This window comes from Pseudomonas sp. LFS044 (genome assembly GCF_047978245.1).
Taxonomy (GTDB): Bacteria; Pseudomonadota; Gammaproteobacteria; order Pseudomonadales; family Pseudomonadaceae; genus Aquipseudomonas.
Map to the genome: position 1 here is coordinate 107,376 of NZ_JBFPFX010000006.1, position 21,076 is coordinate 128,451.

Annotated in this window: 20 protein-coding genes; 13 read left to right on the forward strand and 7 right to left on the reverse strand. The window is 64.1% G+C overall.

All coding sequences use genetic code 11. The annotated features are described in order from the left end of the window. Positions 1 to 29 precede the first annotated feature (29 nt). Together ilvA and ACNQPL_RS06920 are read left to right on the forward strand one after the other, a co-directional pair. Positions 30 to 1,544, forward strand: coding sequence for a threonine ammonia-lyase, biosynthetic (gene ilvA / locus ACNQPL_RS06915; protein WP_387522892.1), 1,515 nt, complete (start codon positions 30 to 32; stop codon positions 1,542 to 1,544). An 87-nt stretch (positions 1,545 to 1,631) separates the two neighbouring features. After that, complete coding sequence (locus ACNQPL_RS06920; protein WP_416466282.1) at positions 1,632 to 2,057, forward strand: DUF2269 domain-containing protein; 426 nt, start codon at positions 1,632 to 1,634, stop codon at positions 2,055 to 2,057. Positions 2,058 to 2,176: 119 nt separating this feature from the next. Here the strand turns inward: ACNQPL_RS06920 and ACNQPL_RS06925 are convergent, their stop codons facing one another. Then, complete coding sequence (locus ACNQPL_RS06925) at positions 2,177 to 2,833, reverse strand: HAD family hydrolase (protein WP_416466283.1); 657 nt, start codon at positions 2,831 to 2,833, stop codon at positions 2,177 to 2,179. Between the two features lie 141 nt (positions 2,834 to 2,974). Between ACNQPL_RS06925 and ACNQPL_RS06930 the strand changes: the two genes are divergently transcribed. Next, the gene (locus ACNQPL_RS06930; protein ID WP_003249017.1) at positions 2,975 to 3,454 is read left to right on the forward strand and encodes an RNA pyrophosphohydrolase; all 480 of its coding nucleotides are present in this window, start codon (positions 2,975 to 2,977) and stop codon (positions 3,452 to 3,454) included. A gap of 22 nt (positions 3,455 to 3,476) precedes the next feature. Further along, positions 3,477 to 5,756, forward strand: a complete 2,280-nt coding sequence (gene ptsP, locus ACNQPL_RS06935; RefSeq protein ID WP_346614206.1) for a phosphoenolpyruvate--protein phosphotransferase — start codon at positions 3,477 to 3,479, stop codon at positions 5,754 to 5,756. A gap of 76 nt (positions 5,757 to 5,832) precedes the next feature. On the opposite strand, the gene ACNQPL_RS06940 is transcribed toward ptsP, so the two are convergent. Beyond that, a complete protein-coding gene (locus ACNQPL_RS06940; protein ID WP_346614205.1) occupies positions 5,833 to 6,579 on the reverse strand; it encodes an NRDE family protein in 747 nt (248 codons plus the stop codon). A 130-nt stretch (positions 6,580 to 6,709) separates the two neighbouring features. Between ACNQPL_RS06940 and ACNQPL_RS06945 the strand changes: the two genes are divergently transcribed. From ACNQPL_RS06945 to ACNQPL_RS06955, 3 genes are read left to right on the forward strand one after another with little or no spacing between them, the layout of a single operon-like run. After that, positions 6,710 to 7,492: a sulfite exporter TauE/SafE family protein gene (locus tag ACNQPL_RS06945; protein WP_346614204.1), complete on the forward strand. Its 783-nt coding sequence runs from the start codon at positions 6,710 to 6,712 to the stop codon at positions 7,490 to 7,492. 16 nt (positions 7,493 to 7,508) lie between these two features. Further along, positions 7,509 to 8,318 carry a prolipoprotein diacylglyceryl transferase gene (gene lgt, locus ACNQPL_RS06950; RefSeq protein ID WP_346614203.1) on the forward strand — a complete coding sequence of 270 codons (810 nt, stop codon included), beginning with the start codon at positions 7,509 to 7,511 and terminating at the stop codon, positions 8,316 to 8,318. 48 nt (positions 8,319 to 8,366) lie between these two features. Then, positions 8,367 to 9,338, forward strand: a complete 972-nt coding sequence (locus ACNQPL_RS06955; protein WP_387522881.1) for a thymidylate synthase — start codon at positions 8,367 to 8,369, stop codon at positions 9,336 to 9,338. A 50-nt stretch (positions 9,339 to 9,388) separates the two neighbouring features. Here ACNQPL_RS06955 and ACNQPL_RS06960 read toward each other — a convergent pair whose 3' ends face one another. The 3 genes from ACNQPL_RS06960 to cadR form a co-directional block, all read right to left on the reverse strand. Further along, a complete protein-coding gene (locus ACNQPL_RS06960) occupies positions 9,389 to 9,586 on the reverse strand; it encodes a hypothetical protein (protein WP_346614201.1) in 198 nt (65 codons plus the stop codon). Between the two features lie 19 nt (positions 9,587 to 9,605). Next, complete coding sequence (locus ACNQPL_RS06965; RefSeq protein WP_387522879.1) at positions 9,606 to 9,749, reverse strand: hypothetical protein; 144 nt, start codon at positions 9,747 to 9,749, stop codon at positions 9,606 to 9,608. Positions 9,750 to 9,840: 91 nt separating this feature from the next. Continuing rightward, positions 9,841 to 10,284: a cadmium resistance transcriptional regulator CadR gene (gene cadR, locus ACNQPL_RS06970; RefSeq protein ID WP_387522878.1), complete on the reverse strand. Its 444-nt coding sequence runs from the start codon at positions 10,282 to 10,284 to the stop codon at positions 9,841 to 9,843. An 83-nt stretch (positions 10,285 to 10,367) separates the two neighbouring features. On the opposite strand from cadR, the gene ACNQPL_RS06975 reads away from it, so the two are divergent. The 5 genes from ACNQPL_RS06975 to ACNQPL_RS06995 all read left to right on the forward strand — a co-directional run bounded on the left by ACNQPL_RS06975 (position 10,368) and on the right by ACNQPL_RS06995 (position 17,562). Then, the gene (locus ACNQPL_RS06975; protein WP_416466284.1) at positions 10,368 to 12,626 is read left to right on the forward strand and encodes a heavy metal translocating P-type ATPase; all 2,259 of its coding nucleotides are present in this window, start codon (positions 10,368 to 10,370) and stop codon (positions 12,624 to 12,626) included. Between the two features lie 9 nt (positions 12,627 to 12,635). Next, positions 12,636 to 13,505, forward strand: a complete 870-nt coding sequence (locus ACNQPL_RS06980; RefSeq protein WP_346614197.1) for a LysR family transcriptional regulator — start codon at positions 12,636 to 12,638, stop codon at positions 13,503 to 13,505. 216 nt (positions 13,506 to 13,721) lie between these two features. Continuing rightward, positions 13,722 to 14,780, forward strand: coding sequence for a putative 2-aminoethylphosphonate ABC transporter ATP-binding protein (locus ACNQPL_RS06985; protein ID WP_416466285.1), 1,059 nt, complete (start codon positions 13,722 to 13,724; stop codon positions 14,778 to 14,780). A 1-nt stretch (position 14,781) separates the two neighbouring features. Further along, entirely contained in the window at positions 14,782 to 16,506 is a 1,725-nt protein-coding gene (locus ACNQPL_RS06990) for a putative 2-aminoethylphosphonate ABC transporter permease subunit (protein WP_346614195.1), read from the forward strand. A 30-nt stretch (positions 16,507 to 16,536) separates the two neighbouring features. Further along, complete coding sequence (locus ACNQPL_RS06995; protein WP_416466286.1) at positions 16,537 to 17,562, forward strand: putative 2-aminoethylphosphonate ABC transporter substrate-binding protein; 1,026 nt, start codon at positions 16,537 to 16,539, stop codon at positions 17,560 to 17,562. 103 nt (positions 17,563 to 17,665) lie between these two features. Here ACNQPL_RS06995 and ACNQPL_RS07000 read toward each other — a convergent pair whose 3' ends face one another. Next, positions 17,666 to 19,030 carry a GTPase/DUF3482 domain-containing protein gene (locus ACNQPL_RS07000; RefSeq protein WP_416466287.1) on the reverse strand — a complete coding sequence of 455 codons (1,365 nt, stop codon included), beginning with the start codon at positions 19,028 to 19,030 and terminating at the stop codon, positions 17,666 to 17,668. Next, on the reverse strand, positions 19,023 to 20,414 hold the full coding sequence (locus tag ACNQPL_RS07005; protein WP_416466288.1) for a DUF2868 domain-containing protein: 1,392 nt from the start codon (positions 20,412 to 20,414) through the stop codon (positions 19,023 to 19,025). The genes ACNQPL_RS07000 and ACNQPL_RS07005 overlap by 8 nt, the downstream gene beginning before the upstream one ends. A 111-nt stretch (positions 20,415 to 20,525) precedes the next feature. Here ACNQPL_RS07005 and ACNQPL_RS07010 point away from each other — a divergent pair, with 111 nt between their 5' ends. Next, positions 20,526 to 21,044: a dihydrofolate reductase gene (locus ACNQPL_RS07010; RefSeq protein ID WP_416466289.1), complete on the forward strand. Its 519-nt coding sequence runs from the start codon at positions 20,526 to 20,528 to the stop codon at positions 21,042 to 21,044. The last annotated feature ends 32 nt before the right edge of the window (positions 21,045 to 21,076 follow it).

Consider the following 21,076-nt stretch of genomic DNA (forward strand, 5'->3'; position numbering starts at 1 on the left):
CTTGTCCCGCGGCCAGTGATGCTTTCCCGATGCTCGAACAGTACGTCAAGAAGATCCTCACCTCGCGCGTCTACGACGTCGCTGTCGAAACCCCGCTGCAGAACGCCGGGCAGCTGAGCAAGCGCCTGGGCAACCATATTCTGCTCAAGCGTGAAGACCTGCAGCCGGTGTTCTCCTTCAAGATCCGTGGGGCGTACAACAAGCTGGCGCAACTGAGCCCTGAAGAGTTGGCGCGTGGCGTGGTTACTGCTTCGGCCGGCAACCATGCCCAGGGCCTGGCCCTGGCCGCGCGTGAAATGGGCATCAAGGCCACCATCGTGATGCCCAAGACCACGCCGGAGATCAAGGTCGAAGGCGTGCGTTCGCGGGGCGGCAAGGTGGTCTTGCATGGCGATTCGTTCCCGGAGGCGCTGGCCTACTCGCTGAAGCTGGTCGATGAGAAGGGGTTGGTCTATGTCCACCCTTACGACGACCCGCACACCATCGCCGGCCAAGGCACCGTGGCCATGGAGATCCTGCGCCAGCATCCAGGCCAGCTGGACGCGATCTTCGTGCCGGTGGGCGGCGGCGGCCTGATCGCCGGCATCGCTGCCTACGTGAAATACCTGCGCCCGGAAATCAAGGTGATCGGCGTCGAGCCGGATGACTCCAACTGCCTGCAGGCGGCCATGGCCGCTGGCGAGCGCGTGGTACTGCCGCAGGTCGGGCTGTTTGCCGATGGCGTGGCGGTGGCGCAGATTGGCCAGCATACCTTTGATATCTGCCGGCTGTATGTGGATGACGTGGTGACTGTCAGCACTGACGAAATTTGTGCCGCAATCAAGGATATCTACGACGATACCCGCTCGATCACCGAACCTGCCGGCGCGTTGGGCGTCGCCGGTATCAAGAAGTACGTGGAGCTCACCGGTGTGAGCGGGCAGACGCTGGTCGCCATCGATTCGGGCGCCAACGTCAATTTCGACCGTCTGCGCCATGTCGCCGAGCGCGCCGAGCTGGGCGAGAAGCGCGAAGCAATCATAGCTGTGACCATCCCAGAGCGCCCGGGCAGCTTCAAGGCCTTCTGCGAGGCCATCGGCAAACGCCAGATCACCGAATTCAACTACCGCAAGCATACCTCCGACGAAGCCCACATCTTCGTTGGCGTGCAGACCCACCCGGAGAACGACCCGCGCGCTGCACTGGTGCAACAGTTGATCGATCAGGGTTTCCCGGTCACCGACCTGACCGACAACGAGCTCGCCAAGCTGCACATCCGCCATATGGTCGGCGGCCATTCGGCCGGTGCCAGCGACGAGATCGTGCTGCGCTTCGAATTCCCCGAGCGGCCGGGTGCGTTGTTCAACTTCCTCAACAAGTTGGGCGGGCGCTGGAATATCTCGATGTTCCACTACCGCAACCATGGCGCGGCTGACGGCCGTGTGGTCGCTGGGCTGCAGGTGCCAGAAGACGAGCGCCACCTGGTGCCGGCAGCGCTGGCCAAGATCGGTTACCCGTACTGGGATGAAACCGACAACCCGGCCTACCGGCTGTTCCTGGGTTAAGCGGCTAAGCTTGGGCTGATGGCCATTTTCGCGGGCTTACCCGCGAAAGAGGCGACGCGAAATAGCCTGCTGAAGGACAATTTGAAGATGGAACATCTGACCACCCTCAAGGCCCTGCACATCGTCGCTACCGCGCTGCTGCTTCTGGGCGCGCTGGGCCTGGCGATCTGGACCGTTCGCGCGCGCCGCCAGGGCGATGCCGAGGCCTATGCAAAACTGCTGCGTCGGCCGCTGGTGTTCGTCTGGCTGTTGATGGGCGCCTGCCTGGTGAGCATGCCCGTCACCGGCTGGTGGCTGGTGCACCTGGTGGGTTGGCCATTGGGGCAGACCTGGGTGCTGGCTTCAAGCGTCATCTATACGGTGGGCGCGTTTGCCGTGTGGTGGTTGCTGGTGCGCCTCAATCGGCTGCGCAAGGCCGAAGCGGTAGGGTTGCGGTTTACCCTGGCTTTGGCCGTTTTCAGCGGTGTTTGCTTTCTGTCCATTGCCGGGTTGATGGGCGCCAAGCCGGTCTGACAGCCTTCTGCTACACCGGCCGGCCTCTTCGCGGGGCAAGCCCGCTCCCGCAATGTCCTTGCAACACCGATCATTGTGGGAGCGGGCTTGCCCCGCGAAGAGGCCAGAACAGAACTGCCTCAATCTCTCAAAGAAACCACCGGCCAGCCGCGCCGTTCGGCCTCGGCCTGCAGGTTAGGGTCCGGGTCCACCGCCACCGCATGCGTCACGCGCTCCAGCAGGGGCAGGTCGTTCATCGAGTCGCTGTAGAAATAGCTGTCTTCCAGATCGAAGCCGTTCTCCAGCATCCAGCGCGCAAGCCGCGTCACCTTGCCTTCACGGAAACACGGTATATCGGTACTGCGCCCGGTATAGCGGCCATCGTGCATCTCGCATTCGGTCGCCAGCAGCACCCGCACGCCCAGGCGGCGGGCAATCGGTGCAGTGACGAAGCGGTTGGTGGCCGTAATGATCACCAGCTGGTCGCCGGCATCGCGGTGCTGCTGCAGCAAGGCCAATGCCTTGGGCAGGATGATCGGTTCGACGCAGTCACGCATGAAGTCGCGGTGCCATTGGTCGAGCTGGGCCGGCTCGGTCGCCGCGAGGATTTCCATGGAGAAGGCCAGGTAGGCCTGCAGGTCCAGGGTGCCGTTCAGGTAATCCTGATAGAAGGCATCGTTACGTTGTTTATAGGCGATCGGGTCCAGAATGCCCCGTTCGCACAAATAATCACCCCAGGCGTGGTCACTGTCGCCACCAAGGAGGGTATTGTCCAGGTCGAATAAAGCCAGGCGCATCGTGGTCACTCGCATCAGCCACAGGGTAGGCCCGCAGAATACGTAGTTTTCACCGCGCTGCACATAAGCTTGGTGGGCGCGTTGCTGCGCTCGCAGGCTTTGTGGAACAATGCGGTGACATGCGTTTGCGAGGTTGCTGCCGTGATCGACCCGGATGGTTTTCGCCCAAATGTCGGGATCATTCTCACGAATGATGCCGGGCAGGTGCTATGGGCTCGGCGGATCAACCAGGATGCCTGGCAATTCCCGCAGGGTGGTATCAACCCTGACGAGACGCCGGAAGATGCCCTGTACCGCGAGCTGAACGAAGAAGTTGGCCTTGAACGCGATGATGTGGAAATTCTTGCCTGCACCCGCGGCTGGTTGCGTTATCGTTTACCCCAGCGACTGGTCCGTACCCACAGCCAACCGCTGTGCATCGGCCAGAAGCAGAAATGGTTTTTGCTGCGCCTGGTGAGCAATGAGCAACGGGTGCGGATGGACCTGACCGGCAAGCCCGAATTCGACGGCTGGCGCTGGGTCAGCTATTGGTATCCGCTGGGCCAGGTGGTGACCTTCAAGCGTGAAGTGTACCGCCGTGCCCTGAAAGAGCTTGCACCGCGTCTTCTGACGCGCGACTGACGACGGAGTTCGACCCCGAGCCATGCTCAATACGCTGCGCAAGATCGTCCAGGAAGTGAACTCCGCCAAAGATCTCAAGACGGCGTTGGGCATCATCGTCTTGCGCGTGAAGGAAGCCATGGGCAGCCAGGTCTGCTCGGTCTACCTGCTCGACCCAGAAACCAACCGCTTCGTGCTGATGGCCAGCGAAGGCCTGAACAAGCGTTCCATCGGCAAGGTCAGCATGGCCCCCAACGAGGGCCTGGTCGGCCTGGTCGGTACCCGGGAAGAGCCGCTGAACCTGGAAAACGCTGCGGACCACCCGCGTTATCGCTATTTTGCCGAAACCGGCGAAGAAAAATTTGCCTCATTCCTCGGTGCGCCGATCATCCACCACCGCCGCGTGGTCGGCGTGTTGGTCATCCAGCAGAAAGAACGCCGCCAGTTCGACGAGGGCGAAGAAGCCTTCCTGGTGACCATGAGTGCTCAGCTCGCCGGGGTTATCGCCCACGCCGAGGCTACCGGCTCCATTCGTGGCCTGGGCCGCCAGGGCAAGGGCATCCAGGAAGCGCGCTTCGTTGGCGTGCCCGGCTCGCCGGGTGCCGCTGTCGGGCGTGCGGTGGTCATGCTGCCGCCGGCCGATCTGGAAGTGGTGCCAGACAAGACTGTCGAAGACATCGACGCCGAACTCAAACTGTTCAACAACGCCCTCGAAGGCGTGCGCGCCGACATGCGCAAGCTCTCGGCCAAGCTGGCTACCCAGCTGCGCCCCGAAGAGCGTGCGCTGTTCGACGTGTACCTGATGATGCTCGAAGACGCAGCCCTGGGCGGTGAGGTGACCGAAGTCATCAAGACCGGCCAGTGGGCGCAGGGCGCCTTGCGCCAGGTGGTTGGCGAGCACGTCAACCGCTTCGAATTGATGGACGACGATTACCTGCGCGAGCGCGCCTCGGACGTCAAGGACCTCGGCCGCCGCCTGCTGGCCTACCTGCAGGAAGCCCGCTCGCAGTCGTTGGTGTATGCCGACAACACCATTCTGGTCAGCGAAGAACTGACCCCGGCAATGCTCGGCGAAGTGCCGGAAGGCAAGCTGGTCGGCCTGGTGTCGGTGCTGGGTTCGGGCAACTCCCACGTCGCCATCCTGGCCCGTGCCATGGGCATTCCGACGGTCATGGGCCTGGTCGACCTGCCGTATTCCAAGGTCGACGGCATCGAGCTGATCGTCGACGGTTACAAGGGCGAGGTATTTACCAACCCCAGCGATGTACTGCGCAAGCAATACAGCGAAGTGGTCGAAGAAGAGCGCCAGCTGGCCCAGGGCCTCGACGCGCTGCGTGAGCTGCCGTGCGTCACCCTCGACGGCCACCGCATGCCCCTGTGGGTCAACACCGGCCTGCTCGCCGATGTGGCCCGTGCCCAGCAGCGTGGTGCCGAAGGCGTGGGCCTGTACCGCACCGAAGTGCCGTTCATGATCAACCAGCGCTTCCCCAGCGAGAAAGAACAGCTGGCGATTTATCGCGAACAACTGGCGGCCTTCCACCCGCTGCCGGTGACCATGCGCACCCTCGATATCGGCGGTGACAAGTCGCTGTCGTACTTCCCGATCAAGGAAGAAAACCCGTTTTTGGGCTGGCGCGGCATCCGCGTCACCCTCGACCACCCGGAAATCTTCCTGGTCCAGACCCGCGCCATGCTCAAGGCCAGCGAGGGCCTGAACAACCTGCGCATTCTGCTGCCGATGATCTCTGGCATTCACGAACTGGAAGAGGCGCTGCACCTGATCCACCGTGCCTGGGGCGAGGTGCGCGACGAAGGCACCGACGTGCCAATGCCGCCGGTGGGCGTGATGGTCGAAATTCCGGCTGCGGTGTACCAGACCAAGGAACTGGCGCGGCAGGTGGACTTCCTGTCGGTCGGCTCCAACGACCTGACTCAGTACCTGCTGGCAGTCGACCGCAACAACCCGCGGGTAGCCGACCTGTACGACTACCTGCACCCGGCCGTGTTGCAGGCCTTGAATACCGTGGTGCGCGATGCCCATGGGGAAGGCAAGCCGGTGAGTATTTGCGGCGAGATGGCCGGTGACCCCGCAGCGGCAATCCTGTTGATGGCCATGGGTTTCGACAGCCTGTCGATGAACGCCACCAACCTGCCGAAGGTGAAGTGGATGCTGCGCCAGATCAACATGAGCAAGGCCAAGGAATTGCTGGCCGATGCCATGAGCCATGACAACCCGCAGGTTATCCACAGCTCGCTGCAGCTGGCGCTGAAAAACCTTGGCCTGGCGCGGATGATCGGGCCTGGGGCCAACAAGACCCTTTGAGATCCCACTATGGCTCTGCCAACACCGAACATTGTGGGAGCGGGCTTGCCCCGCGAAAGGGCCGGAACAAACACCCTCAAACCCGCAGCTCTACCTCGCCAAGGTGCCCGCCAAACGGCCCGAAACTGCGTTCGGTCAGCCGTCGTTTCCCCTGATCATCCACAATCAGCACTGTACTGGCCCTTGTTCCATAGTTCTGACTGGCAATAAACACACTCGACAACAGCTTTTCCGTTGCCAGGCCCACGCCAGTTTCTGGCAGTTCCCCGTCCGACGCCGGCTCAGCATCAGCCAGCAGCGCCAGCAGTTGCTGCGGTTCAGCTGAGTCCAGCAACCTCTCCAGCCCACGGCGGGCCTTCACCAGTTTCGGCCACGGCGTATCCAGCCCGGCATTGGAAAGCCCGTACACCCCAGGCGCCAGCAGGCGCGGAGCCGCTTCGCGAGCATGCAGGTACCCCAGCTGGCGCCCATCGCCCACCAGCAGGTTGAACCCCGAATACTGTTTGCTGCGGCTTGCGACCTGGTCCAGGTAGGCCTCGACGCCAAGTTCACCCTGCAGATACCCGGCCACCAGTTCGCCGCGTGAGCGCGGACCCAAGGGTTGCCCCGGGTCGCGAATGTTGGTCAGCGCGGCAAACCGCCCCTGCGGCCCCACGCCCAGCCATGTGCCGCCAGCCTCCAGGTCGCGTCCGGCATGCACGCCGGGTGCATCTTCCCAGCCCGTCAGGGCTTGAGTGGGCCGGGCATAGAACTCGTCGCGGTTGGCCGCCACGATCAGCGGCAGGGCATGCCCCGGCCGCCAGGCGAATACGATCAGGCACATCGGTTGGGCCTCTGTGTTTTCTGCCACTCTACCCACTGCGGCGGTGGCGATCCATCCTGTCACAGAGTTCACTAGAGCCTCGTGCCCGGCTTCCGTTACCATGCCGGATTGTTTTTCTCGGGGACGACGAATGGAGTTCGCACTCTATCTGCTGTTGGGCGCCTGCGCAGGCGTGCTGGCGGGGCTGTTCGGCGTGGGCGGCGGCATCATCATCGTGCCGGTTCTGGTGTTCAGCTTCACCCTGCAGGGCTTCGACGCCTCGGTGCTTACCCACCTGGCGGTCGGTACTTCGCTGGCAACCATCGTCTTCACCTCCATCAACGCCGTGCTCGAGCACCATCGCCGGGGCGCGGTGCAATGGCCGATCTTCGCCTGGATGACCGTCGGTATCCTGCTCGGCGCCGGTGTGGGGGCCAAGACCGCCTCGCTGATCCAGGGCCCGCAGTTGCAGAAGATCATTGGCGTATTCGCGCTGATCATCGCGGCGCAGATGGCCTTGGACCTCAAACCCAAGGCCAGCCGTGGCATCCCTGGCAAGCCTGCGCTGATCGGTGCCGGTGGGGTGATCGGCTGGGCATCGGCGATCTTCGGTATCGGCGGTGGGTCGTTGACCGTGCCGTTCCTGACCTGGCGCAGCCTGCCGATGCAGCAGGCAGTGGCCACCTCGTCGGCCTGCGGCCTGCCGATCGCCATCGCCAGCGCCCTGAGCTTCATGTGGCTGGGCTGGCATGAAGAACACCTGCCTGCCCACAGCGTGGGCTACGTGTACCTGCCAGCGCTGGTCGGCATTGCCCTGACCAGCATGTTTTTTGCCCGCTTCGGCGCGCGCCTGGCGCACAAGTTGTCGCCGCGCCTGCTCAAGCGTCTGTTCGCCGCGCTGCTGTTCTGCGTTGGCCTGAGCTTTCTGATTTGAAACGAGAGGAATATGCATGCTGCCTTACCCGCAGATAGACCCCGTGGCCGTGGCCCTCGGGCCACTGAAAATCCACTGGTACGGCCTGATGTACCTGATCGGTATCGGCGGCGCCTGGTTGCTGGCCTCGCGCCGGCTCAACCGTTTCGACCCCACCTGGTCGCGTGAAAAGCTCTCCGACCTGGTGTTCTGGTTGTCGATGGGGGTGATCGTCGGTGGGCGTCTGGGTTACGTGCTGTTCTACGACCTGCACGCCTACTTGGCCAATCCGACGCTGATCTTCGAGGTGTGGAAGGGCGGCATGTCCTTCCACGGTGGCTTCATCGGCGTGATGCTGGCGGCGCTGTGGTTCGGCAAGCGCAACAACAAGTCGTTCTTCGAGCTCATGGACTTCGTCGCCCCGCTGGTGCCGATTGGCCTGGGTGCAGGGCGTATCGGCAACTTCATCAATGCCGAGCTGTGGGGCAAGGCAACCGACGTGCCGTGGGCGATGGTCTTCCCGCCGTTCAGCGACCCGGCCCAGTTGCCCCGTCATCCGTCGCAGCTGTACCAGTTTGCCCTGGAAGGTGTGGCATTATTCGTGATTCTCTGGTTGTACTCGCGCAAACCGCGCCCGACCATGGCCGTTTCCGGCATGTTCGCGCTGTTCTACGGGATTTTCCGGTTTATCGTGGAGTTCGTGCGAGTGCCTGACGCCCAGCTTGGCTACATCGCCTTCGGCTGGCTGACCATGGGTCAATTACTCTGCGTGCCGATGATCGCCGGTGGCCTGTTCTTGATCTGGTTGGCCTACAACCGCAAACCTACGGCAAAACCAGCCGTATGATTTTCACGGCAGGGGCGATCCCCCTGCCGTTCTTGTTACAGGAAAGTCATGAAACAGTATCTAGATCTGGTCCGCGACGTCATCGAAAACGGCACCCTGCAGGAAAACCGCACCGGCATCCGTACCATCAGCTTGCCAGGTGCCATGCTGCGTTTCGACCTGCAGAAGGGCTTCCCGGCCATCACCACACGCAAGCTGGCGTTCAAGTCGGCAATCGGCGAGATGGTCGGCTTCCTGCGGGGCGTGAAAAACGCCGGTGAGTTCCGCGAGCTGGGCTGCAAGGTCTGGGACCAGAACGCCAACGAGAATGCCCAGTGGTTGGCCAACCCGTTCCGCCAGGGCCATGACGACCTCGGCGAAATATACGGCGTGCAATGGCGCCAGTGGCCGGGCTACAAGCGCGTTCCGCTGAACAACCCGGCAGCTATCGCGATGGCTGAAAAAGCCGGCTTCCGCAAGATTGCCCAGGACGAGGAAGACGGCCAGGCGTTCGTCATCCTGTACAAGGCCATCGACCAGGTACGTCAGTGCCTGGACACCATCGCCAACGACCCGGGCAGCCGCCGCATCCTGTTCCACGGCTGGAACTGCGCCCAGCTGGACGAAATGGCGCTGCCGCCGTGCCACTTGCTGTACCAGTTCCACCCGAACGTCGAGACCAGGGAAATTTCCCTGACCCTTTACATCCGTTCCAATGACCTGGGCCTGGGCACGCCGTTCAACCTGACCGAAGGCGCTGCGCTGCTGTCGCTGTTCGGCCGCCTGACCGGTTATACACCGCGCTGGTTCACCTACTTCATCGGCGACGCTCATGTGTACGAGAACCATCTGGACATGCTCAACGAGCAGCTCAAGCGCGAGCCGCTGGAAGCGCCGAAGCTGGTGATCAGCGACCGCGTACCGGCGTTTGCCGAGACGGGCAAGTACGAGCCGGAGTGGCTGGAGAAGATCGAACCGAGCGACTTCAGCCTGGAAGGGTATGAACACCACGCGCCGATGACGGCGCCGATGGCGGTTTGATCGACACGCCGGCAGCCCATCGCCGACGGTGATGGGCTGCGGGGCATCCTTCAGAGCGGAATGTTCGGCCCTCGGATGTCATTCGGCGGCGGTACATCCGGCACGCGCGGCAAGTGCGGTGGCGGCACGTCGGGCTTGAGGGTCACCGGTGGAACCACCGGCATGATGGTCGCATCATGGCCGCCAGCGACCAGCTCCAGCTCTTCGCTGCTGAGCGTGCGTGGGGTAGGCAGGGTTTCGCAAGGCATGGTTGTCACTCCTGTGTGGTCAGAGGTCGCCGGTCCAACCGAACAGCTCGTCAGGCCATTCGGGAAACTGCAGCGGCGGGTCGCTGGGGCGGTGCTCGCCGCCGCTTGCCTGTTCGGCTTCCTCTTCGCTCAGTTCACGTAGTGCGCCAAGGGTTGTGCTCATCGGTAGTACTCCCTGTTGAGAAAAGCCCCCTGATTATCTGCCCATCCCCCACACGTGACTGTAGGGCTGATGCCCTAGAAGCACAGTGCTATCAGTGGCCGTGGCTGCGGCCGACATGGGAGGGCTCGCCCTCAGGCACCGTGACCGCGCCGTTGACCTCCAACTGCTGCAAGATTGCGCATTCTGTGCCCTGGGCATTGCAGCGCCGACGCAGTTCCACCAGTTGTTCCTGCAATGCGACCAACCCGTCGATGCGCGCCTGCACATGCTCGATGTGCTCGTCGATCAACGCATTGACGCTGCCGCATGAGCCTTCCGGGCTGTCGCGCAGGCGCAGCAGGCTGCGGATTTCGTCCAGGGTCATGTCCAAGGTGCGGCAGTTGCGGATGAAGGTCAGGCGCTCGACATGGGCCTGGGTGTACAGCCGATAGTTGCCGTCGGTGCGCGCCGGCTCCGGCAGCAGCTGTTCACGCTCGTAATAGCGGATGGTTTCCACGGCGCAGTCGGTGGCTTTGGCCAGTTCTCCGATCTTCATTGCGAAATCTCCAGCAAGTGGCTTGACCCTATAGTGGCTACAGGGTGTTCACTTGGCAACAGGCGCACATTAAGGATGACCCCATGAACCAGCCTGTCAGCCCCAACCATTCGCACGAGCACGACCACGACCACGCCCATGGCGGCGAGAGCCACTGCCACGACGCCCATGCTCACAGCTGCTGCGGCTCCAGTGCCGCACCGGCCCTCGTGCAACTGAGCGAAAAGGCCAGCGATACGGCCCGGCTCAGCCGTTTTCGTATTCAGGCAATGGACTGCCCCACCGAGCAGACGCTGATCCAGGACAAGCTGGGCAAGTTGGCCGGTATCGAGCAGCTGGAGTTCAACCTGATCAACCGCGTGCTCGGCGTTCGCCACACCCTGGCCGGCACCGTCGACATCGAGCGTGCCATCGACAGCCTGGGCATGAAGGCTGAACCCTTGGCCGATGATCAGGAAGACAGCGCTGCCGCGCCACTACCGGTCAAAACCCGTTGGTTGCAGCTGGCGCTGTCCGGCGCTGCGGCGGTCGCTGCCGAAATCGTCCACTTCAGCGCCCTGGCACCGGAGTGGGTGGTGGCGGCGTTGGCGCTGGCGGCGATCCTCGGTTGTGGTTTAGGCACCTACAAGAAGGGCTGGATTGCCCTGAAGAACCGCAACCTCAACATCAACGCACTGATGAGCATCGCCGTGACCGGCGCCGTACTGATCGGCCAGTGGCCGGAGGCGGCGATGGTCATGGTGCTGTTCACCATCGCCGAATTGATCGAGGCGCGCTCCCTGGACCGCGCGCGCAATGCCATCGGCGGGCTGATGCAGCTCACGCCGGACATGGCCACGGTGCAGCAGGCCGATGGCCAGTGGCGCGAGGTTGAAGTGCGCCAGGTGGCGCTCGGTGCGCAGGTACGGGTACGCCCCGGCGAGCGTATCGGCCTGGATGGCGAAGTGACCAGTGGGCAATCCAGCGTCGATCAGGCGCCGATCACCGGCGAAAGCCTGCCAGTCGAGAAGGCTGCAGGCGACAAGCTGTTCGCCGGCACCATCAACCAGGCCGGCGCGTTGGAATACCGTGTCACTGCTGCCGCAGGGCACTCCACCTTGGCGCGGATCATCAAAGCCGTCGAAGAAGCGCAGGGCGCTCGTGCACCTACCCAGCGTTTCGTCGATACGTTTTCGCGCATCTACACCCCGGTGGTGTTCGCCCTGGCTTTGGCGGTGGCGATCATCCCACCCCTGTTCCTGGCCGGCGCCTGGTTCGACTGGGTCTACCGCGCACTGGTACTGCTGGTGGTGGCGTGCCCGTGTGCGCTGGTGATTTCTACCCCTGTGACCATCGTCAGCGGCCTGGCTGCTGCCGCGCGCAAGGGTATCCTGATCAAGGGCGGCGTCTACCTGGAAGGGGGCCGCAAGCTGGACTTCCTGGCCTTGGACAAGACCGGCACCCTCACCCACGGCAAGCCGGTGCAAACCGATGCAAAGGTCCTCGACCCGCTGTTCGAAGGCCGCGCCCAGGCATTGGCGGCCAGCCTGGCCGACCGCTCCGACCACCCGGTTTCAGCTGCCATTGCCCAGTTTGGCAAGGCGCAGGGGCTGGCTCTGAGTGAGGTCAGCGGGTTCGCCGCCCTGGCGGGGCGGGGCGTGCGCGGCGACATCGACGGCCACACCTACCACCTGGGCAACCATCGCCTGGTGGAGGAGCTGGGCCTGTGCTCGCCGCAGCTCGAGGCGCAACTGGATGAACTTGAGCGTCAGGGCAAGACCGTGGTGCTGTTGCTCGACCGCTCTGGCCCGCTGGCACTGTTTGCCGTGGCCGACACGGTCAAGGACACCAGCCGCCAGGCCATCGCCGAGTTGCACGCGCTGGGCATCAAGACTGTCATGCTGACCGGCGACAATCCGCATACCGCCCAGGCCATCGCTGCCCAGGTCGGCATCGACCGGGCCGAGGGCAACCTGTTGCCTGCCGACAAACTGACCACCATCGAGCAGCTGTATGCCCAGGGCCACCGGGTGGGCATGGTGGGGGACGGCATCAACGATGCGCCGGCCCTGGCCCGTGCCGAGATCGGGTTTGCCATGGCCGCTGCCGGTACCGACACCGCCATCGAGACCGCCGACGTGGCGCTGATGGATGACGACTTGCGCAAAATCCCGGCGTTCGTCAGGCTGTCGCGCCAAAGTGCGGCGATCCTGACGCAGAACATCGTTCTGGCGTTGGGCATCAAGGCCATATTCCTGGCGATCACCTTTGCCGGCATGGCCACCCTGTGGATGGCGGTGTTCGCCGACATGGGCGTCAGCCTGCTGGTGGTGTTCAACGGTCTGCGCCTGTTGCGCAAATGAGGTCATGCAATGCTGAGCGCCGAGCTCAAAGCTTTCTACATGGTGGCCCGCCTGGGCAGCATCACCCTGGCGGCGAAGAAGCTTGGGCTCAGCCAGCCGACGGTGACCACGCAGGTCCGTAACCTGGAGAGCCAGTACGCGGTAGAGCTGTTCTACCGCGGTGGCCGGCGCCTGGTGTTGAGCGAGGAGGGCGTGCGCCTGCTGCCGATGGTCAAGGCGCTGCTGCAGCAGGAGGCCGACATCGAGTTCGAACTGCGCAACAGCGGCCACTCCCAGGGTAGCCTGCGTATTGCCGCCACCGCGCCTTATTACATCCTCGACCTGGTGAAGATCTTCCGCGAGCGCCTGCCCCAGGTGGAAGTGGCGGTTGAGATCGGCAACTCGCAGCAGGTGCTGGAGATGCTCGAGGATTACCGTGTGGATATCGCCGCATCGTCGCAGTTGCTTGAAGACGCCCGCCTGGTACGGCGCGTGCTGGGGACCGACCCGCTGGTGGTGGCCATGCATCGCAATCATCCGTTGGCGCACCGCCAGGCGGTGTCCATCGACGTGGTGGCGGGGCACTGCCTGCTGATGCGCGAAAAGGGCTCGACCACTCGCAAGCTGACCGAACAGATGATGGCGGATGCCGGTGTGAAGGCCTCGGCGTTGCTGGAGATCGGCAGCCGCGAGTCGATCCGCGAGGCGGTGTTGCGCAATATCGGCATCAGCGTAATTGCCCGGCACGAGGTGCCGCACAACCCGGAGTTGCGAGTGCTGACGCTGGATAATGCACCGCTGATGCACGAGTACCTGTACTGCCTGAAGGAGCGGCGCCAGGCCCGACTGCCGGCGGCTTTCCTAGGGGTGGCGCAGGAAGTGGTGGGTTCACGGTTCTAGATGTGCGGCGGCCCTGTCGCCGGCAAGCCCACTCCCACAGGTAGCCCACTGGCTTGGAGACCTGTGGTGAACCTGTGGGAGCCGGCTTGCCGGCGATAGGGCCTCCAGGCCACTACAAAGTCTGCCTATACCACTATCACCCGCTTTTGCCTGAACGCCACAGAACCTTCGCACAGCCTTCCTAGCATGGCCCCATCCGTTCGATGAGGCCTTGCCATGAACCCCGCTACCCCAGGCGCACACATGAAAGTGCGCGGCATCCACAAGCGTTTCGGCGCCTTCACGGCGCTGAACGATGTCTCCCTGGATATCGCCGCCGGCGAACTGGTCTGCCTGCTCGGCCCTTCGGGTTGCGGCAAGACCACCCTGCTGCGCTGCATCGCCGGGCTTGAGCGCCAGGACCGTGGTGAGCTGTACATCGGCGAGCGCGATATCTCCGAACTGCCGCCCCAGGCCCGTGACTACGGCATCCTGTTCCAGTCCTACGCGCTGTTCCCCAACCTCACCGTCGAGGCCAACATCGCCTACGGCCTGGCCGGCAGCAGCCGTTACCAGAGCCGCCAGCGTGTGGCCGAAATGCTCGAACTGGTGGGCCTGGCCGGCAGCGAAAAGAAGTACCCCGGCCAGCTCTCCGGTGGCCAGCAGCAACGCGTGGCCCTGGCCCGCGCGCTGGCTCCGTCGCCTTCGCTGCTGTTGCTCGATGAGCCGATGTCGGCGCTGGATGCGCGTGTGCGTGAGCACCTGTGCACCGAGTTGCGCCAGTTGCAGCGCCAACTGGGCATCACCACGCTGATGGTCACCCACAACCAGGACGAAGCCATGCTCATGGCCGACCGCATCGCGGTGATGAACAACGGCCAGGTCGAGCAATACGCCACGCCGCAGGAGATCTACGATCAACCGGCCACGCCGTTCGTTGCCGAATTCGTCGGCCAGGGCAACTGGCTACCGTTCCAGCGCAATGGCGATAGCCATGCCCAGGTTGGCGCGATGCGCATGCGCCTGGGCCCCGGTGCGCCGCGTGCCAGCAGCGGCCGCTTGTTCTGCCGCCCGGAGGCGATCACCGTCAACCCGGTTATGCACGAAGAAAACCTGTTCCCGGCCAAGGTCCACGAAATCACTTTCCTCGGTAACCGCTGCCGCATGAGCTTCGAGCTCGAAGCCCTGCCAGGGCATTCCCTGCTGGCCGAGCTGACCCCAGAAGCCATGCCGCGCCTGGGCTCGCAGGACATCTGGGTGGCGCTGCCGCCACAGAGCCTGCAGGTGTTTGCCTGAGATGGCCGCGCCAATGTCCCTGCCGCTCACCCAGGCCAAGCCCGCAGCGCGCAATGATGTCGCGCTGGGTGATCGGCTGTTCGTCGTCGGTGGCAAGAGCCTGCTGCTGATTCTGCTGCTGCTGGCGGTGTTGATGCCATTGCTGGCGATCTTCTGGCGTGGCTTCAGTGGCGACGCCGGCCAGGGCGGCGGCCTGCTAGCGGCCCGTGAACTGTTTGCCAGCGAGAACTTCCACTGGCTGCTCGGCAATAGCCTGGCGGTGGCCTCCACCGTTGCCGCGATTGTGGTACCGCTGGCGTATCTGTTCGCTTACGCCTTGCAGCGTACGCTGATCCCGGCCAAAGGCGTGTGGCGGGGGATCTCGCTGCTGCCGCTGCTGGCGCCATCGATGTTGCCCGCCATTGCGCTGGTCTATCTGTTCGGTAACCAAGGGCTGCTGCGCGGGCTGCTCAGCGACAACATCTATGGCTTTTGGGGCATCGTCCTGGGCGAAGCGATCTACACCTTTCCGCATGCGCTGATGATCCTGCTCTCGTCCTTGTCGCTGGCCGATGCCCGCCTGTTCGATGCTGCCTCCAGCATGGGCGCCGGGCCGTGGCGGGCGTTTCGCAGCATTACCTGGCCGGCTACGCGCCAGGCCGTGTTCGCGGCGTTCTGCCTGGTGTTCACCCTCACCATCACCGACTTCGGAGTACCTGTGGTGGTCGGTGGCGATTATCAGGTGCTGGCGCTGGAGGCCTATAAAGCGGTGGTCGGCCAGCAGCAGTTCGGCCGTGGCGCGTTGATCGGCATGGTGCTGCTGGTGCCCGCCTTGCTGAGCTTTGCCGTCGACGCCTGGCTGCGCCGCCGCCAAGGCGATGCCATGAGCGGCCGTGCCCAGGCGTTCGAGCCCAAGCCCTCGCGCAGCCGTGATGCCTGCTACCTGGCCATCGTGATGCTGGTATGCGCAGTGCTGCTCGGGGTGATCGGCATGGCGGTGTACTCGTCGTTGGTGACCTTCTGGCCCTACAACATGACCTTGTCGCTCAAGCACTACATGTTCGAGGACACCGCAGGGGGTGGCTGGCTGGCGTATCGCAACAGCGTGACCATGGCCATCGCCACGGCGCTGATCGGCAGCCTGGTGATCTTTGCGGGTGCCTACCTGATGGAGAAGACCCAGGGCCAGCGCCTGCTCAACCAAGCCCTGCGCCTGCTCAGCTTCATCCCCATGGCGGTGCCCGGCCTGGTGCTGGGGCTGGGTTATGTCTTCTTCTTCAACCTCAACGGCAACCCATTGCATGTGTTCTACGGCAGCATGGGGCTGCTGGTGGTGTGCACCATCGCCCATTACCTGACCACTGCGCAGATGACCGCCACCACCGCGCTACGCCAGCTCGACGGTGAGTTCGAGGCCGCCGCGCTGTCACTCAAGGCGCCGCTGTACAAGCACTTCGTGCGGGTCACCGTGCCGATCTGCCTGCCCGCGTTGCTGGACATCATCCGCTACCTGTTCGTCTCGGCGATGACCACCGTCTCGGCAGCGATCTTCCTGTACAGCCCCGACACCATCCTTGCCGCCGTCGCCGTGCTGAACATGGACGATGCCGGTAACGTCGGCGGCGCTGCCGCCATGTCCACCCTGATTCTGCTGACCAGCGCCACTGCCTCCTTGTTGCTGGCCGGTGCATCCCGCGGCCTGCTGCGCCGCTCCCAGGCCTGGCGCCAGCGCGCGCCTGGCCATTGACCGACTGCCCACACTGACAGGAACCGCATCATGTTCAAGCCCCTCGCACTTGCCGCTGCCGTATCCGCCGTATTCAGCCTGCAGGCTTCGGCCGCCAGCACGCAGCTGACCGTCTACACCGCCCTGGAAGCCGAGCAGCTCAGGAGCTACAAGCAAGCCTTCGAAAAGGCCAACCCGGACATCGAGATCAAGTGGGTGCGTGACTCCACCGGCATCATCACGGCCAAGCTGCTGGCCGAGAAAGACCGCCCGCAGGCGGACGCGGTGTGGGGCCTGGCTGCCTCCAGCCTGGCCATTCTCGACCAGAACGGCATGCTCGAAGCCTACGCACCGAAGGACCTTGGCAAGATCTCCGCCAACTACCGCGACGCCGCCAACCCGCCGGCCTGGGTCGGCATGGACGTGTGGGCGGCGACCATCTGCTTCAACACCATCGAGGCCGAGAAGCAGGGCCTGAGCAAACCGGTGAGCTGGCAGGACCTGACCAAGCCGGAGTACAAGGGCAAGATCGTCATGCCCAACCCGGCCTCGTCCGGCACCGGCTTCCTGGACGTGAGCGCCTGGCTGCAGACCTTCGGCGAACCGCAGGGCTGGGCCTACATGGACGCTCTGCACCAGAACATCGGCCAGTATGTCCATTCCGGATCCAAGCCGTGCAAGCTGGCGGCGGCGGGCGAATTCCCCATCGGTATTTCGTTCGAGTATCCGGCCGTGCAGCTCAAGCGCCAGGGTGCCCCGTTGGACATCGTATTGCCCAAGGAAGGGCTAGGCTGGGAGATCGAGGCGACCGCGCTGATCAAAGGCTCGCCGAAGGCCGAAGCCGCCAAGCGGCTGGCCGACTTCTCGGCAAGCCCTGCGGCCATGGAGCTGTACAAGGAAAACTTCGCCGTGCTCGCCGCCCCGGGCATCGCCAAGCCGCAGACCGAGCTGCCGGCCGACTATGAACAGCGGCTGATCAAGAACGATTTCGCCTGGGCCTCCAGGAACCGTGACGAGATCCTGGCCGAGTGGCGCAAGCGCTATGACGGCAAGTCGGAGAAGGTTGCTCAGCAGTAATTGGCCGATGGACGATATCCCGGCTGCCTGAGCCGGCCTCTTCGCGGGCAAGCCTGCGCCTGTAGGAGCGGGCTTGCCCGCGAAGAGGCCCTGACCGGCACCCTCAAATCTGCAAAACCAGTGCCTCCAGCTGTTCCTGCCGCTCAGCCTGATTCACCCGCGCCCCCGGGTTGAGCGTCGACCACTGCGGATGCGCCCGCGCCTTGTTCAAAGCCTCGGGCAGCTTGCCTTCGCGCCAGGCTTTTTCATCCAGCTCACCGAGGCGAATGCTGTTCTGCGCGGCATGCCCACGGGTGTCCAGCGCAGCCATCAACTGTTGCTGGCGCAGGGCCAACAGCCGCAGCACTGTATCGTCCACGGTCAGCTCTCGCTGCCCCTTCAGTTTGCCCATCAGCCGTGAGCCATAATTGCGTGCGGTCTGCAGCGCCCCCCCGGCAATGGCGCCGGCCAGCGCGGCAGCACCAAGCGTCAGGCCGCCGACCAGCAAGTCGACGCCTGCTCCGGCTGCAGCACCCGCCGCCACGCCGCTGCCCAGGCGCACGCCGAGCAACTTCAACGTTTCCGGGTTGAACAAGTCATCGCCCCAGCGCCCGTCCAGCAACGGCAGGTCAGCGGCATTGGCATCCTCGCGGCGGAACGCATAGAGCTTGAGCAACGCTTCTACACAGCGCTGTTCACGCTGGCGGACGTCCTGGCGCAGTGCTTCGATAGCCTGGGCCTCGGCAGCAGGTTCGGCTGCAACGCTGCGCCGGCAAGCGGCGCAGTCCAGCAGCAACTCGGCGATCAGCCGCTTGCCGCTTTGTTGGCGGGCGAGGCGTTGCGCCTGTTGGTCGTCGATCAACCGTTGCAGGGCCGGGCGGGCGTCCTCCAGCAGCAAGGCCAGGCTCTCGTAAAGGCGGCGTTCGCCATCTTCCGGGGGCGCCACGCTGTCGAACCGCACCAGCGCATGCAGGCCCAGGCGGGCCAGGGCATCACGCCATTCGGGCTCGCGGTGCTGGCTGCTGGCGACGAAGTTGAGCACCGGCAGCAGCGGTTTGCCGCAACTGGCCAGCACTTCCAGTTCGTCGCGGTACTTGGCCAGCACCGGCTCGCGGGCGTCGATCACATACAGGCCGGCGTTGCTGGCCAGCAACTGGCGCAGCACCTTGGCCTCCTGCTCGAAGCGCTGGCGCGCCTCGCTGCCTTGCAGAAAGCGCTCCAGGCGGGCCGGGCCGTCGAGGCGCTCGCCCGGGCGCTCCAGGCGCTCCAGGTAATCGAGCAGGGCAATGGCATCTTCCAGGCCAGGGGTGTCGTAGAGTTCGAGCAGCGCTTCGCCGTCCACCGACAGGCGTGCGCCTTCGACGTGGCGAGTGGTGCTTGGGCGATGGGACACCTCGCCGAAGCCCACATCGCGGGTAAGCGTGCGCAGCAACGAGGTCTTGCCGACATTGGTGTGGCCGACCACGGCCAGTTTCAGCGGCTCAGTCATGGCCATGCTCCAGCCAGGTCAGCGGTGAAGTGTCCGCGTGGGGCAGGCCGAGGCGGTCCAGTGCTTCGTGCCAGTCGCCCAGGCGCTCGGCGTCCAGGGCCTGGCCGGGTGCCGCCTGCAGTAACCAGATGCGCGTGGCCGCGGCGTTGCGCGCCAGCTCCGCCAGCAATGCCAGGCTGCCACGGTCGGGCGAGCGGCGGGGGTCGCAGGCGATGGCCAGGCGCGCCGGGGGGAAGCGGCTGAGCTGTTCCAGCAGGCGATTGCGCGATTCGCGGCTGTCGAGCACGCCGGCATCGGTCACACTTTTGGGCAGCGCAGGTGGCCAGGGGCGCTGGTCGTCCAGCTCCAGGCCGACCAGCAGGGCACCGCTGCTGCCGGTTTCCAACTGCCCGGCCTGGAACTGCGGCAGGGTTTGCGGGGCTGCGTCCTGCACGCCGATACGCTCACTGCGTGGCATCAGGGCTTCGCGCAGTTGGGCGTAACCGGGCAGGCTGAGGTCCAGGGCCAGGCGTTCACGGCCCTGGCGCCAGCGCCACAGGCACAGCCCGGCCAGTATCAGGCGCGGCAGCAGGCCATACACCAGTACCACGCCGAGCAACCAGCTGGCCCAGGCCTGGCGGGCCACATCCAGGGCCGGCAGGGTGTCGCCGCTGGTGCGGATCATGCTCTCGTCCGGCACGGCAAAGCCGAGCAGCGAGGGCAGCGCGCCGAGGGTTTGGGTCAGGTGCACAAAGGGCTCTGCAGCGAGCAGGGTAGTTTCCCAGACGAAGCCATAGCGCCGGGTGGCGAGCAGCGCCAGCAGCAGCGCCAGCGCACTGAGCATGGCCAGGGCCCATAAGCTGTGCACCAGCAGGCCCAACAGCCAACGGTTCAGGCGCTGGCGTTGCAACAGCACCAGCAGTGCTGGCGCCAGGTGCGCGGCCTTGGCATCGCGGGCAAAACGTTCGCTCAGCCACAACCACAGGCGCCCAAGGCTGGCGCCGTGTTCGCCGCTCAAGATGAGGCCCGCAGCCCAACCCAGCAGCATCAGCAGGTTCAGCCCGAGCAGGCTGCCCAACGCCCAGAATACGTTGACCGGGCGCTGCCCATCGCCAAGGGCGGCAAAGGCCAGGCCCGCGCCGCTGATCACGGCCAGCAGCAGCAATGCCAGCAGCGCCAGGCGCGCGCCTTGCTTCCAGTGAAGCAGGGCGGTGGTCATGCCGTCACGTTCGGCCAGGAACAGTGCGCGCGCCTCTATGCGCGTGGCCAGGTCGCCACCCTGTTGGCGTGCGTGGCGGTTGGCTTCCTGGTCCTCCAGGGGGCCGGCGTGTTCCTCGCGCAAGCGTACCGCTTCGGTGAGCCAGCGCGTGTCCAGTGGAGTCGGTCCAGTCACAAGGTCTTCCATTGCACGGTTCAGGGCAGAAGCATAACCCACACTGAAAAAGGGAGTGTTCGCAAGTGAGTTCTCGACGGTTAGCTAGATATCTTCACCGGGTTGTTTGGTATTCTCGCCACCATGAAAAAGCCACTACCCCTCTGCCTCATTGCTGCCATTGGTGCGAACCGTGTGATTGGCATCGAAAACCGTATGCCCTGGCATTTGCCGGGGGATTTCAAATTTTTCAAAGCTCAGACTATGGGCAAGCCGATCATCATGGGACGCAAAACTTGGGAGTCCCTAGGGCGGCCTTTGCCCGGTCGATTGAATATTGTTGTGAGTCGTCAACCGGGCCTCAATCTCGAGGGTGCGCAGGTGCAACCCTCATTAGCTGCGGCAATTGATTTGGCAGATCACTGGGCGAGAGAAACTGGTGTAGATGAGCTGATGCTTATTGGCGGGGCACAATTGTATGGCCAAGCCCTGGAGCAGGGTCTGGTAGATAGGATGTATCTGACTCAAGTCGACTATGCTCCAGAAGGAGATGCTTGGTTTCCTCGTGTCGACGATTCTGAATGGGAAATCACTTCTCAAGAGCATCAGCCTGCCGAAGCTGATGCTCCCAGTTACCACTTCGAGGTTTGGGAGCGACGTTAAATCAATTGGGGCCGCATTAGCGGCCCCAGCTG

Bases quoted from the DNA above. Each gene is read 5' to 3' on its own strand.
- ilvA (WP_387522892.1), top strand. From the start codon at position 30: ATGCTCGAACAGTACGTCAAGAAGATCCTCACCTCGCGCGTCTACGAC.
- ACNQPL_RS06920 (WP_416466282.1), top strand. From the start codon at position 1,632: ATGGAACATCTGACCACCCTCAAGGCCCTGCACATCGTCGCTACCGCG.
- ACNQPL_RS06925 (WP_416466283.1), bottom strand. From the start codon at position 2,833: ATGCGCCTGGCTTTATTCGACCTGGACAATACCCTCCTTGGTGGCGAC.
- ptsP (WP_346614206.1), top strand. From the start codon at position 3,477: ATGCTCAATACGCTGCGCAAGATCGTCCAGGAAGTGAACTCCGCCAAA.
- ACNQPL_RS06940 (WP_346614205.1), bottom strand. From the start codon at position 6,579: ATGTGCCTGATCGTATTCGCCTGGCGGCCGGGGCATGCCCTGCCGCTG.
- ACNQPL_RS06945 (WP_346614204.1), top strand. From the start codon at position 6,710: ATGGAGTTCGCACTCTATCTGCTGTTGGGCGCCTGCGCAGGCGTGCTG.
- lgt (WP_346614203.1), top strand. From the start codon at position 7,509: ATGCTGCCTTACCCGCAGATAGACCCCGTGGCCGTGGCCCTCGGGCCA.
- ACNQPL_RS06955 (WP_387522881.1), top strand. From the start codon at position 8,367: ATGAAACAGTATCTAGATCTGGTCCGCGACGTCATCGAAAACGGCACC.
- ACNQPL_RS06960 (WP_346614201.1), bottom strand. From the start codon at position 9,586: ATGCCTTGCGAAACCCTGCCTACCCCACGCACGCTCAGCAGCGAAGAG.
- ACNQPL_RS06965 (WP_387522879.1), bottom strand. From the start codon at position 9,749: ATGAGCACAACCCTTGGCGCACTACGTGAACTGAGCGAAGAGGAAGCC.
- cadR (WP_387522878.1), bottom strand. From the start codon at position 10,284: ATGAAGATCGGAGAACTGGCCAAAGCCACCGACTGCGCCGTGGAAACC.
- ACNQPL_RS06975 (WP_416466284.1), top strand. From the start codon at position 10,368: ATGAACCAGCCTGTCAGCCCCAACCATTCGCACGAGCACGACCACGAC.
- ACNQPL_RS06980 (WP_346614197.1), top strand. From the start codon at position 12,636: ATGCTGAGCGCCGAGCTCAAAGCTTTCTACATGGTGGCCCGCCTGGGC.
- ACNQPL_RS06985 (WP_416466285.1), top strand. From the start codon at position 13,722: ATGAACCCCGCTACCCCAGGCGCACACATGAAAGTGCGCGGCATCCAC.
- ACNQPL_RS06990 (WP_346614195.1), top strand. From the start codon at position 14,782: ATGGCCGCGCCAATGTCCCTGCCGCTCACCCAGGCCAAGCCCGCAGCG.
- ACNQPL_RS06995 (WP_416466286.1), top strand. From the start codon at position 16,537: ATGTTCAAGCCCCTCGCACTTGCCGCTGCCGTATCCGCCGTATTCAGC.
- ACNQPL_RS07000 (WP_416466287.1), bottom strand. From the start codon at position 19,030: ATGACTGAGCCGCTGAAACTGGCCGTGGTCGGCCACACCAATGTCGGC.
- ACNQPL_RS07005 (WP_416466288.1), bottom strand. From the start codon at position 20,414: ATGGAAGACCTTGTGACTGGACCGACTCCACTGGACACGCGCTGGCTC.
- ACNQPL_RS07010 (WP_416466289.1), top strand. From the start codon at position 20,526: ATGAAAAAGCCACTACCCCTCTGCCTCATTGCTGCCATTGGTGCGAAC.